Annotated in this window: 11 protein-coding genes; 7 read left to right on the forward strand and 4 right to left on the reverse strand. The window is 63.9% G+C overall.

Going from position 1 to position 12,712, the window contains the following annotated elements; translation table 11 throughout:
• Nucleotides 1-29: 29 nt before the first annotated feature.
• Together H0193_RS08785 and H0193_RS08790 are read left to right on the forward strand one after the other, a co-directional pair.
• Complete coding sequence (locus H0193_RS08785; RefSeq protein ID WP_181889449.1) at nt 30-1,382, forward strand: MFS transporter; 1,353 nt, start codon at nt 30-32, stop codon at nt 1,380-1,382.
• Entirely contained in the window at nt 1,375-2,568 is a 1,194-nt protein-coding gene (locus H0193_RS08790; protein ID WP_181889450.1) for a copper oxidase, read from the forward strand. The genes H0193_RS08785 and H0193_RS08790 overlap by 8 nt, the downstream gene beginning before the upstream one ends.
• On the opposite strand, the gene H0193_RS08795 is transcribed toward H0193_RS08790, so the two are convergent.
• Nucleotides 2,549-2,932: a cupredoxin domain-containing protein gene (locus H0193_RS08795; protein ID WP_181889451.1), complete on the reverse strand. Its 384-nt coding sequence runs from the start codon at nt 2,930-2,932 to the stop codon at nt 2,549-2,551. The two genes, H0193_RS08790 and H0193_RS08795, sit on opposite strands and share 20 nt — an antisense overlap.
• 130 nt (nt 2,933-3,062) lie before the next feature.
• Here H0193_RS08795 and H0193_RS08800 point away from each other — a divergent pair, with 130 nt between their 5' ends.
• The 5 genes from H0193_RS08800 to H0193_RS08820 are packed head-to-tail and all read left to right on the forward strand — an operon-like array spanning nt 3,063 to nt 10,328.
• Nucleotides 3,063-5,087 (forward strand): hypothetical protein, encoded by a 2,025-nt coding sequence (locus H0193_RS08800; protein WP_181889452.1) that lies wholly within the window; start codon nt 3,063-3,065, stop codon nt 5,085-5,087.
• 31 nt (nt 5,088-5,118) lie between these two features.
• Nucleotides 5,119-5,721 (forward strand): nucleotide exchange factor GrpE, encoded by a 603-nt coding sequence (gene grpE / locus H0193_RS08805; protein WP_181889453.1) that lies wholly within the window; start codon nt 5,119-5,121, stop codon nt 5,719-5,721.
• A gap of 30 nt (nt 5,722-5,751) precedes the next feature.
• Nucleotides 5,752-7,374 carry an Hsp70 family protein gene (locus H0193_RS08810; protein WP_181889454.1) on the forward strand — a complete coding sequence of 541 codons (1,623 nt, stop codon included), beginning with the start codon at nt 5,752-5,754 and terminating at the stop codon, nt 7,372-7,374.
• A 3-nt stretch (nt 7,375-7,377) separates the two neighbouring features.
• Entirely contained in the window at nt 7,378-9,567 is a 2,190-nt protein-coding gene (locus H0193_RS08815; protein WP_181889455.1) for a hypothetical protein, read from the forward strand.
• A gap of 53 nt (nt 9,568-9,620) precedes the next feature.
• Nucleotides 9,621-10,328, forward strand: coding sequence for a hypothetical protein (locus H0193_RS08820; RefSeq protein ID WP_181889456.1), 708 nt, complete (start codon nt 9,621-9,623; stop codon nt 10,326-10,328).
• Here the strand turns inward: H0193_RS08820 and H0193_RS08825 are convergent.
• From H0193_RS08825 to H0193_RS08835, 3 genes are read right to left on the reverse strand one after another with little or no spacing between them, the layout of a single operon-like run.
• Entirely contained in the window at nt 10,325-10,636 is a 312-nt protein-coding gene (locus H0193_RS08825) for a hypothetical protein (protein ID WP_063938663.1), read from the reverse strand. The genes H0193_RS08820 and H0193_RS08825 overlap by 4 nt on opposite strands.
• 20 nt (nt 10,637-10,656) lie before the next feature.
• The gene (locus H0193_RS08830; RefSeq protein ID WP_181889457.1) at nt 10,657-11,733 is read right to left on the reverse strand and encodes a hypothetical protein; all 1,077 of its coding nucleotides are present in this window, start codon (nt 11,731-11,733) and stop codon (nt 10,657-10,659) included.
• Nucleotides 11,734-11,742: 9 nt separating this feature from the next.
• Nucleotides 11,743-12,711 carry a hypothetical protein gene (locus tag H0193_RS08835; RefSeq protein WP_181889458.1) on the reverse strand — a complete coding sequence of 323 codons (969 nt, stop codon included), beginning with the start codon at nt 12,709-12,711 and terminating at the stop codon, nt 11,743-11,745.
• Between the last annotated feature and the right edge of the window lies 1 nt (nt 12,712).

The raw sequence follows: 12,712 nt of genomic DNA on the forward strand, positions 1-12,712 counted from the left end.
GCACTTTTTGCGCGCGGTACCATCTGCCCATGACTAAGGCGCAGCGCTGGGGATTTTTCGCGGTGGTCTCGCTCGGGCTGCTCATGATCGGCCTGGACAACTCCATCCTGTACACCGCGCTGCCGGCGCTGGAGCATTCCCTTGACGCCTCCCCGGAGCAGGGCCTGTGGATCATCAACGCCTACCCGCTGGTGCTCGCCGGACTGCTTTTGGGCACCGGCGCGCTGGGCGACAGGGTGGGCCACCGCCTGATGTTCATCGTGGGCCTGGCCATCTTCGGCCTGGCGTCGCTGGGCGCGGCGTTCGCGCCCGGCCCCTTAGAGCTGATCCTGGCGCGCGGCATGCTCGGCATGGGCGCTGCGGTGATGATGCCGGCCACGCTCGCGCTGATCCGCCTGACGTTTCCGGACGAGCGCGAGCGCAACACCGCCATCGGCATCTGGGGCTCGGTGGCGGTGGCGGGCGGCGCGCTCGGACCGGTGGTCGGCGGCGCGCTGATCCAGCATTTCTGGGTCGGCTCCGTCTTCCTCATCAACGTGCCCATCGTCATCGTCGCCCTCGTGCTCACCATCGCGCTCGCACCGGAAAACCTGCCCAACCTAGACAAACAGTGGGACGTGGTCTCCTCGTTCTACGCTCTAGTCGCGCTGTCTGGCCTGACCATGGCCATCAAGCAGGCCGCCAACAGCCCCGCCATCACCCTCGCGGCACTCGCCGCCACCGCCGTCGGTTCCTGGCTGTTCGTGCGCCGCCAAAACCGCCTGGACGACCCGCTGCTCACCTTCGACATCTTCCGCTCCCGCCTGTTCACCGGCGGCGTCCTCGCGGCGGCCGGCGGCATGTTCGTCCTGGCCGGCGCCGAACTCATGACCACGCAGAAGCTGCAGCTTGTCGACGAGCTCACGCCCCTTCACGCCGGCGCCACCGTCGCCGTGATGGCCCTGTCCGCCATCCCGGCCTCCACACTCGGCGGGGCATATCTGCACAAGGTCGGCTTCCTGCCGTTGATCGCCGGCGGGTTCCTCGGCGCGGTAGTGGGGGCGGTGGCGTTGGCGGCCGGATGGACGTCGATAGGCATGGTGCTTCTGGGCCTGTCCGCGGGCTCGGTGATGAGTGTCTCCTCGATCGCGATCATCGGCTCGGCCCCGATGCACCGCTCCGGGATGGCCGCGGGTGTGGAGGAGGTGTCCTACGAGCTGGGCACGCTGGTTACTGTGGCGCTGACGGGGTCGCTGCTGCAGGCGGCGCTGGACCGCGGGGTGGACTACACGGACGCCTACAACGGTGTGATCGGCGTGCTGGCCGCGGGTGCGGCGTGTTTTGCTGCGGCCACCTGGTGGTGTTTCCGCGACAACCCGAAGTCTGGAGGAGTCAATGCCTGACATGAACCCCCGCGCGTGGCACCGCAAAGCCTCGCGCCCGGTGAGCATCTGGATGGCGGTGTTCATCCTCGCCGGCCTTGCGCACCCGTTCATCCCGGACGGGTCGTGGCTGCTCATCCACATTTTCACGCTGGGGATTTTGACCAACTCGATCATGTTGTGGTCCCAAAACCTTACCGAGCGCTTCTTGGGGCACAAGCTTGACGACGCCTCCCGGCCCGCCCAACTTTCCCGCACCTACCTCCTCAACGCCGGCACCGTCGCCGTGCTGGCCGGGCAGCTGATCCGGTGGTACTGGCTGACGTGGGCGGGCGCGCTGGTGGTCGCGGTGGCGCTGGCGTGGCACGCGGCGGTGCTCTTTAAACAGGTGCGCTCGGCGCCGCGCCGTCATGCCGGGGTAATCGGTTTCCTCGCCTCCGCGTGCTGCCTGCCCGTGGGCGCGCTGTTCGGCGCGGCGCTGTCTGCAGGCCTGCCGGGGCAGTGGCACGGTGCGGTGCGCCAGGCCCACATGTTCACCAACGTGGGCGGCTTCGTCGGGTTCGCGGCGATGGGCGCACTGAGCGTGCTGTTCCCGGCGATGTGGCGCACCCGCGGGCAGGACCGCGTCGGCGTGGCGCTCGCGCTGGCCGGCATCGGTGTTGCCGTGGCGGTGGCCGGTTCGCTGCTGCGCCTGCCCGTGGTGGCGGGCGCGGGCACCGTGCTGATCCTGGCGGGCTGGGTGTGGCTCTACCAAGGGTTTGTGGCCAGCGCGCTGACGGTGATGAAGGATCCCCGCGGGCGCGTGACCTACCCGGCGCTGTCCGCACTGTTCGCGGTGACCTGGCTCATCGGCGGGCTGACCTGGTACGCGGTGCGGATGTTCGGCGGGGCAGGGGAGATCCCCACGCTGCCGTTGTTGCTCGGGTTCGCGGGCCAGCTGCTGATTGGCACCATGAGCTACCTCATGCCCACCACCATGGGCGGCGGCCCGGCGGCGGTGAAGGCGGGTCTGCGTGAGCTCAACCGGGCCGCCTACCTGCGCGCCGGGCTGTTCAACGCGGCGCTTCTGGCCTGGCTGGTGGTGGGCAACTCCTATGCCCGCATCGTGCTGTCCTTTATCGCGTTCGGCGTGCTGGCGGCGTTCCTGCCCCTGATGGCGCGCGCGGTGAAGGCCCAGGTGGCGGTGATCAAATCACATCGACCTTAAAGGTCATGCCCATCGTCTTGTGCCCGGCGATGGTGCACCACCCGCGGGTGTCCTTGTTGAACTCCCCGAAGTAGGCCGTGCTGGTCTCGCCGGGGGAGAGCCGGCCGGAGTTGGCCTCCCCGATTTTCAGGTCGTGTTCTTTCTCGCCGTCGTTGACCAGGTTGACCACCAGCTTGGTGCCGCGCGGGACCTCGATCCGGTCGGGGATGTAGCGCATGCGCTCAATGCGCACGTCGGCGGTGACGACATCGTCACCGGTGGGTAGTTCGCCCTCCTGGGACTGCGTGAGCGCGGAGGCGGACGCTACCCCGATAATGCCGGCGGCGACGATCGCCCACGCAGCAGTCTGTATCCGGCGGGTCATGGGCCTCACTCCTTTCCCCTCCACCTTAAGTCACGGGTTGAGAAGCCCCGCTGTTTATGGGCGACACCTGTGGATATGGTGATAGGATTCCCGTGTCTTACCCAGGTTGTCGCAGCGTAGGGAGTAGCAGGTGGCCGACACTTTCGACCCTAACGGTCTAAAGAAGTACCTCAGCAATTCATCGGTGGCGCAAAAATGGAACAAAGTCGTTGCAGCCGTCGCGCAAGACGATGAGGCGGCGGTGGATTCCGCGCTGGTAGATGCCGAAATCCATGAGCTGTTCCAATTCGACACCGTCCCCGCCGGGCGCGAGGTGTTGCAGCAGCGTTTCGACGAGCTCCGCAACGCCACCACCAAACAACTGCGCCACGCCCGCCTGGGCAGCAACGCTGAGGCAGTGCGCGCCGGACTGGAAAAGCTTGCCACGGCGGACACCAACATCAACCCGACCATGTCTAGCGTGTGGCAGCGCTACTTCCACCGACTCACTGCGCACGAGGCTGAAAAGATTGAACGTGTATCCTCTCAGGTGATCGCCTCCGCAGGCGCGGTTGGCGCGGTGGAGGCGCAGGATCTGTACCGACGTCTAGACGGTATGCAGTTGAGCGAATCCGGCAAACAGTCCGTGATTGCCACCCTGCGGGACAACGACGTGCGCGTGGTGGGGGCGCCGGCGCCGGACGTGATGGCGAAAATTGAGCACGCCAACGCGAAAAACATCGTGGCACTGGTACGCCCGCGCCCGTGGCTGAATAACGAGGACCTGGGCTACTCCGCGTTCAAGGCGCAGCCGGAGGGCCAGGCGCCGGTCAAGCGCGCGGAGCTGGAAGACGCGATCTCGTTCTACGACTCGCGCAACCAGCAGGCCAACAAGGACGCCGCGATCAAGCTGCTCAGCCTGTGCGACACGGACGCCCAGCTTCACGACGTCATCCTGGCCTACCACCTGCACAAAGTGAACCAGGCGCGCCTGACATCCTTCCCGGAGCCGGTGGTGGACCAGTTCGTGCTCAACGGCCTAGACAAGGAAGAAGGCCACAAGCTCCTCGGCAGCGGCGGCAGCACCGCAGCCCCGCGCGTGGATGAGGAGGCGGAGCGCCGCGCCTCCGCCCACCTGGGACTGGAGGAGAAGGCGTTCGGCGAGGTCGAGCGCATGATGGAGCGGCGCGAGCTGTACGGCGCTTTCGATCGAATGCACTCTATCGACGGCTGGCAGAACCCGGTCAGCGACCTTGGTAAAAAGGTCTTGCCTGAGATGAGAAATCGACTGTTCCAGCTGAACACCGCAGTGGACAAAGGTCTAGCGGCCGTGAACAATTGGGACCTGCCCACCGCCGAGCGCGAACTGGAAAACGCCACAAACCTCTCCTACGATGCACCGCAGTTGCAGGACCTGCAGCAAAAAATGGTGCAGCTGGTGCACAACCCGCAATACATCGACCGGGAACTCTCCCGCGTGGGCCTGGACCCGGAAGGGGAGCGGGCCGACGACAGCAACGGGGTGAATAGTCCGCCGTTTTGGTCCTACGTGCTCAAGATTATGGGGCCAACCACCGTGGTGGATTACCTCAGGTCCAGCACTCGCGACAAGGGCTTCGGCGATTTCATAGATACTTACCTCGTCATCCTGATTGGTATGGGGCTGCTGTACTGGGTGGCTCGTGTGGGGCTGAAGCGTGGCAAGAAGTGGCCACTCGTTGTGGCGGCAATCGTCGTCTTTATCGCACTGTTCTTCCAGCTCTCCGGCATCGCCATCGCACCGTTCGGCTCCGAGTTCCGGCTCTCCGGCATCGCCGCCGTGGTGTACGCGTTTCGCATTAACAGCTTCCAGGGCCGGCGAAACCCCGCTTCCAACGCCGAGCGAAAGTCGTTCATCTTCCGTGCCCGCGACTACTTTGCCAACCAGGGCCTGACCCCGCAGAGCGGGTTGATCGTGCGCTACATCGGCGACGGCCGAGGCCAGATCATGCTGCCGCCCACCCCGAACAGCGACTTCACCATCAACGGCAAAGTGGAGTTCGCTGGCGACACCCGCACCCCGGAACCGGGCGACCTGTACCTCTTCGACGGCGGCGGCAACATCCAAGCAATAGCGAAGTCCGTCGGCGGCGAAAACTCTCTGCTGACGACTAAACCCAAAGAGCTGACACAGTAACTACAAAGCAGACTTACGGAAGAACCAAACAATGAGCATTCGTCAGTGGGACAATATCGCGGACACACACGTCGCAGACGAAGCCCCGGCCCAACCAGCACCCCCTGAGCCGACAGCACCGGCCGCACCCGAGAACACCAGCACCGAGCTGCGTGAACTTCGCGAGTCTCTGGACGCCCTGCAAGCCATGATGGTGCCCAAGCGCCTCATGCAAGACGTCATGGAAGGCCTCGGCGCGCTGAGCGCCCAGGTGGAAACCCAGCAGGCGGAGCGCGCCCAGCTGCACGGGGATTTGCAAGAGGCGCGCCGGGACCAGGTGGCGTTGCTGCTAAACCCGGGCGTGAAGCGTCTTTTAGCATTGCAGGCGTTTCTCAACGACCTGCCGCAAACCCCGGAGCTCGAACACGCAGGCGAGTTGCTCGTGGATGCGATCGAGGCCTTCGGCTACGAGCCCGTCGAGGCCGATCCGGGCACGGACTTTGACAAGAAAGTGCACAACAGCGTGGGTGTTGAGGAAACTGACGACGAAGCGTTGGACGGCAAAGTGGTCCGCGAAGTCAGCCCCGGCTACATCTACGCCAACGCGAAGCGGGCAGCGTTTCCCGCTCGTGTCGTGGTGCACAAGTACGTTTAGTGGTTGGTTTAGCCAAGGGGAAGGAAGAGCATGGCTGACAATAAGAAAGTCTTTGGCATCGATCTGGGCACCACCTACTCGGCTGTCGCCCACGTGGACGAGTACGGCGTAGCGCAGGTCATTGAAAACGAGGACGGCCAGCCCACCACGCCGTCTGTGGTCTACTTCGAGGACGACAGCAGCTTCGTCGTGGGCCAGGAGGCCAAAAACGGCCAGAAGCTGTACCCGGACGACACGGTCTCTTTGATCAAGCGCAACATGGGCGACCGCATCACCCTGAACTTCCACGGCAACGACTACACCCCGGAATCCATCTCCGCGCTAATCTTGCGCCAGCTGGTTGAGGTGGCGCAGGAGATGGAGGACGAGGACACCAACGCGGTTGTCATCACCGTCCCAGCGTACTTCGGCACTGTGCAGAAGCAGGCCACCAAAGACGCAGGCGAGATTGCAGGCCTGGACGTTCGTGGCATCATTGCTGAGCCGGTGGCCGCAGCCTTGTCCGCAGGCTTCGAGCCGGGCGAGCACCAGACCATCTTCGTCTACGACTTAGGCGGTGGCACCATGGACTGCACTGTCATGGAACTCAACGAAAACGGTGTGGAAGTCCTAGCCACGGACGGCGACCGCAGGCTCGGCGGCGCGGACTGGGACGCGGAGCTTTTAAACATGGTGGCGGCGAAGTTTATGTTGGAGACCGGCCTGACCGAGGACCCCACCTTCGACGACGAGTTTTACCAAGACCTGCTTTCCAACGTGGAGCAGGCGAAGATTTCCCTGTCACGCAAGAAGAAGGCGAAGATCCGCTGCTCCTACCGCAACGAGGCCTCCGCCATGATCGAGGTCACCCGCGAGGAGTTCGAGGAACGCACCCGCGACAAGGTGGAGCAGACCCTGCGCATCGTGGACCGCACTCTGGAGAAGGCCCGAGAGAAGCGCCCGAACCTGGAGATTGAGAAGTACCTGCTGGTCGGCGGTTCCTCGAAGATGCCGATGATCCCGGCGGCGCTGGAGGAGCGCTACGGCTGGGAGCTCACGCCCACCGAATACGACCTTGCCGTGGCCAAGGGTGCAGCGATCTACGGCCAGGGTGAGATGGATTTCGCCGTGGACAACGAGGAGGGTACTGAAAGCACCGACGCCGCCCCGGAGCCGAGCTCGAAGCACTTCGTGCTCGGCGGCAGCGCGGGCGGCGCTGCCACCACCCAGACCATCACCAATGTGCTGCCGAAGTCTGTCGGCGTGCTGTTCTTCGACCCGAAGCGCCAGGAAGAGTACGTCGGCCACATTCTGCACGCGGGCGAGTCTTTGCCTGCCGAGGGCACCACGCAGGCGAGGACGGTGCAGGACGGGACGACATCGCTACGCTTCCGCATCTTCGAGCAGCTGGGCGAGGTGGAGTCCCGCGACCTTGAGGCGAACGAGGAGATCTCGCCCGAGGGTGGCGCGCTGCTGGACAACCTGCCGCACTTGCCCGCGCATTCCGAGGTGAACCTGATCATGTCCGTGGACGCGGACGGCATTGTCACCCTGCAGGGCCACGAGCCGAAGTCCAACCAGTTCTTCCGCCTCGAGGCGCAGGTTTCCGCCCTGGACAAGGAAGAGGTCGCCGCAGCGAAGCAGCAGGTTGGCCTCATGATGCGCGGGGACTAGGGAATGTCGCTGGCCCCCTTCGACCAAAGCCGAATTGCCAGCTACGCCTCCCGCCCCGACATCGCGCGGACGTGGGATGCCATCCAGCGCGCCCAGGGTGGCGAGCTGGAGCGATTGCTCGTCGAGGCCCACCTGGACGACCTGCTCCAAATCACCGCAATGCCTGCCAACTCCGGCGAGGCGGGCGAGCGCGTCCGCGAGGTGACGAACGTGCTGGCCAAGCGCCGCAACCGCCAGTCTTTCGACGCCATCCGCGCAGGCCTCGAGCGCTTGGACCGCGAGGCGATGCAGCTCAACCCCTCCAACCTGTCCTTTTGGGGCTGGTACCTGCCGCTGCAGGCGGAGCAGGCGAAGCAGCGCAACGCCGGGATCGTGGAGGCAATCGTGGCGCACGCGGGTGCCCGTGGCGCGATCACGGACGCTGAGCTGCGCAAACGCCTGACGCGCTACCGCCTCAGCGACGCGGAGCTGGACCAGGTGGCGAACGAGCTCGCCGGTAGCGGCATCCGCGTGGTGGGGGAAGTGCGCAGCGACGTCACCCGTCTGATCGACGCTGCAACCGCGCCCAACCTCGTCGCCCTGTTGCAGCCCAAGGCGTGGCAGGACGGCGCCGAGTACTCGGCCTACGACGCTGCGGTGACCGGCCGCACCCCCGTCACCCTGGCGGACGCGGAGCGCGCCATCGCGTTCTACGACTCCCGCAACGACCAGCGCAACAAAGACGCCGTGGTCAAGGTCGCGGCGGCCGCACAGTCTGACCAGGAGCTTCGCGACCTCGTGCTGGCTTACCACCTGGAGCGAATGACCAGCGAGGAGCACATTCCAGCCGAGGTCGCACGCGGCTTCGTCGACGCGGGCCTCGATCCCGCCGAGGCGACGAAGCTGCAGGGTGGCGGCACTGGTTCGAGCGTCCAGGCTTCTGCGGGCCCCGTTGCCGGTTCCGACCGCGAGCACAAGATCTACCAGGAGATTGAGTCCTTGCTGGAGGAAGGCCAGCTTCGCGCTGCGCTGGTCGAGCATGATCGGGTTGTTGCCGCTGTGGGCAAGCCTAATGGTGACTATGCCAAGGATGTCGTGTTACTTCTCCTTGGAAATACGCGTCGTTTCGAGGATCTTGTCGCTGAGACAAGGAGCCACCTGAAGGAGAAGAACCTTTCTGCGGCACAGGTAAGTCTTCAAGCGGCGGAAAACATTGGGGCGGACAGGCCCGAGATGAGGTCGTTGCGTGAAACCGTCGGACGTGGCATGCGTGCGTTGGAATTCGATCGAGCAGACCAGGATTATTACAGTCCGGCGCTCGACGCAATTAATAACAAGGACCTGTCAAAGGCACGCAACATACTCGAAGTAGCGAAAACCAACGGTGCTCCCTCTACTTCTTTGGGTGGCACAGTCCTTGATTATTATCAGACCGCAAGCAGAGACGCAGCCGAAGCGCACGCGCGGATCCTTGACGGCTTACAGAAGCGCGACTTTTGGCGTGCTTTTGATGGGGTCGAAATGCTGGAAGCAGTCGATCTCACCAGCACTGACTTGGCAGGACTAAGAGGTCGTGTTGACGACTTGGGACGTGATGAAGACGTCATCCGGGATGCGATTTTCGATCAAGGTCTGGGAGAACGCACAGTTGCAGTTCGAGCTCAGGCATTAGCTCCCGCAGAGGCCGGCCCTTTACTCTATTTGTTGACGTTTTTCCCTCTGGGATTGCTGGTAGACCTTTGGCGCACCGAAAACTTCAGCAGTCCACTTGCCCCCGCAATCGCGGCCGTGGGGGTTTGGTTCGTGCAAGCCTTAGTGGCGTGGAATCTTTCTACTCGCGGCATCGCAATATCTATTCTGGCGTTCTTAATTAGTTTGGTGCTTTGGATTGGGCTTGCGCTTGATGGGTTCTACTTCACGGCAATTGCCGCAGTACTCCTATACGCGAGCGGCGCTGCAATGAGAGAGAACCACGATACCGCCAATGAACTGGAAGACTTCGTTGCGGGCCGTGAATCTCTCGTACAACAACTACGCAATGATGGCCTAGCTGGCACCACACTAGAGCTACGAGGAGAATCATTCCGACTGGGTAAATCGGAGGGCCCGGACCTCGACAGCGTCGCGGGCCGGGTAATCGTTCGAAATGCTCAGGGGAAACGAGTAAGCACTATTGACCTTGCCTCCGCCAAGGGACAGGGGGCGCAAAAATGAGAAAGTGGAACGCTTACATTCGAGCGGTTCTCGCTATAGCTATAGCGGCCTGTGTGCTGAATTCAGCCGTCATTTTCGGCAAGGAGGATTTGGAGCAGGGCGGGCCACTCGAGCGAGCAATCTTGAGCGGGGACAATTCCCTTGTGGAATATGGTAATCCTCCATATACACCGTGGGAGCTTGAAAGCGGCGAATTTCGCATCGTGCCGGGCACCGAAGGGATTGCTGCAGATCCGACTTGTGAGGATCGAATCGCCGTTGGCACTCACGTGTCGACGGAAGCTTTTGCTCAACGAGTTAGTCGGATAACCGACTCGGAGAGTCTTGTTATGCCCGAACTGGACGGCATGCTCTCAATAGGCATATTAGCGTCACCAGAGGCGGGGTCCAGTAACCCAATTGGTTCGTACCTCAGCGGGTTAGGTCATGCCTGCAAGGGAGTGGTGATGAACCCTGGCAGTGAAACGCCTTTTACCGGCATAGCTGTGAGCGAGCACGAGTTTGGGACAGTGGCGCACACGGAGGCGGGCGATATAGCCGATTATTACTCCGCTTATGCGGTACCGGGCTACATCGTTCTGGTGTACGGCTTTAATACGTCGCCCGAGTATGTCCGCGAGGTTTCGGCAGCGCAGAGTAAGGCGGTCGAGGAGTCGATTTGGCTCACTCCAGAGGGGCAGACCAGCCCGTGGACCTTTGGAATCGTGAGCTGGCTGCGTCACTTCCTGGGTGACGGGGCGAGCGAAACCGCCTCCGCCTAAACGGCCGGCTCGCCCTCCGCCGGGGCGTCCACGGTGGTGGTCTCGTCCACGATGCTGGTGGCCACCGTCGTCTCGGGGGCCGTGGTGCCCTCCGGGATGTCCGGCACGGTGTTCCACGGGGCGCTGGTCCACAGCCAGATCATGCCGGCGACCACCGCGGCGATAGCCAGGATGATGGTCACAATGCCGGTGATGATCGCGGTGCGGCGCTTCTTCGCCCGGCGCTCGCGCTCAGCCAGCGCCTCCTGCTCGCGCTGGACGTGATCCTGGGAGACCTGCTGCTGCGGGTCAACAAAAGGTGAAGCCATGATTTCAGTCCTTAATCTTCCTAGAACAAGCCGTAGTTGTTGAATACCCGGCGCATCGGGTCGAGTACGCGGAACGGGGCGATGCCGTAGTCGCTGATGGAATCGCCAGAAGGCGGCGCACCTAGCGACGACACCACGTGGCAGTGGTAATTGTGCGGCGGGCCGAGCGGCTGCTCCAGCGCGTTGAACATCTCCTGGGCGCCCAGGCTGTGCAGCATCGAGCGGGTCTCTTCGTGCACGAGCTCGGAATCAGCGCGGTCGAAGGGGCGGGACGCGCCCGAGCCGGCACGCCGGAACGCTGCGCCCAAGTTGTTCATCACCTCAGGCCAGGAGGTGGAACCGGAGCCGGTGGCGGCAAACCCGCCGGTTTCCAGGCGGTCGATCTCCTGCAGGATGTCGAACTTCGCCAGTGTCAAAGAGATGTCCGGACGGGCAGGGCCGAGGACTTCGATGACGTTCTTCAGCACGTCGGCAGGCGAGGCTTCCGAACGCGAATCGGTGGGTACCAACCCCTCCACCAGCGAACGAATCTGGGACACCGCCAGCGGGTCGTACAGGTAGATCACCGAGTCCGCGTGCTGCAAAAAGTCCAGGTGTTCGGACTTGGCGCGGATGTCGCGGGCCTCCAGGTCCTCGCCGGCGATGTCGCGGAACACCACGAAAATTTGCTGCGGGTTGGGCTGGTTAAAGCGCTTCGGGCGGCCCAGGCGGTAGATCAGCGGGCGACGCTGGTAGGCGTCCGGGTTATCAATCGGGGCGGTGGGGCTGAGCACGCGCGGGCGGGACTCGTCGCTGCCGAACAGGGGCACTTCGTAGTTCTCGCGGAAGGAGTTCTCGGTGAACTCGTCCGCCGGGTCGAACGTGCCACCGAAGTTGATGGTCAGCTGCTCCAGGAGCTTGATCGCCATGGCGATGTAGATGCTCTTGCCGGACGTGCGCGCGCCAGCGAGGGCGAACGTGATCACGCCGGAATTCTGCCAGCCGGCGGGCAGCTCGGCGCCGGGCGGGGCGAACTCCGAGTGCTGCTGGTCCGGGTCCATCTGCCGGAAGCTGTACGGGCACTTCGTGGGAATCATGGGGTAATTCGGTTGCGTCATCGTCTTCTCCTAGCTGCGCGCCGTCAGTGCGTTGTACATGGACTCGGTGGCTTTGCGCAGCTGCGTGCCGTCGCCACGCAGCACCTCGCTCACGAATGCGTCGTTGAACTCGGTGTAGGTGACGTTGTCCGGCAGCGGGCCGGCCGGCTCGCGCGTGGCCAGGATGTGCATCGGGCGTGGAAGCTGCGCCAGCTGGCCGGGCAGGTCGTCGGAGACGACCAGCACGGCGTTGGCGGCTGCGAGGCCGTCGGAAATCAGCTGGTCAGTGCTGCGGGTCCAGTCCACCTCGGCGAGCTGGGCGGCGTCCTCAAGCGCGGCCTTGAAGTCCGAGGCGCTGGTGAAGTTCTTCGCCTGGCTGCCTGCAGAGGTGCCCACGATGCGCGTTTCAAACTGCGAGCTGCTGAACAGCCCGGCCACCACCTGCGCGATGGCGTCGCGCTGCTGCTCGGTGAGGTTGCGCTGGAAGGACGCGGAGTGGTCCACAACCACCACCACCTTGCGCGGGCCTTCCTCCTGCGCGGTCGGGACGGCGGACTTCTGCAGCGACTTGGTCACCGAATGCACCGTCGAAGATGCGCCGTCAAGGTGCTCACTGCCGGTCGCCTCTGGGGCGATGATGCGTACGGACGCCCCTTCGGGCTGCAACCGCAGCACCGCAGCATTCGGCTGCTCACCAACCGCCAGCGGCGGCAGAGTGATGCGCTTGCCGGTGTCCTTCGAAACCACCGTGGCGTACACCAACGCGCCGGAGGGGAACCGCTCCTGGCCCTTGGGCGCAACGCTGATCTCGGTGGTGTCGCTCACGTCGCGGACAAGCACCGTGCCCTGGAAAACGCGCATCTTGGCACCCGTCGGTTTCTTTGCCGGGTCCAGGTCCCATGCGCAATCGGGGCGAAACTGCAGCTGCACCTGTAGGTCCAGGCCGTCTTTGGCGAGGTCATGGCCCTCGCCAGGTGCCAGGCTGATCTGTTGGCTCATG

The sequence above is a fragment of the Corynebacterium haematomassiliense genome, from assembly GCF_013978595.1.
Taxonomy (GTDB): Bacteria; Actinomycetota; Actinomycetes; order Mycobacteriales; family Mycobacteriaceae; genus Corynebacterium; species Corynebacterium lehmanniae.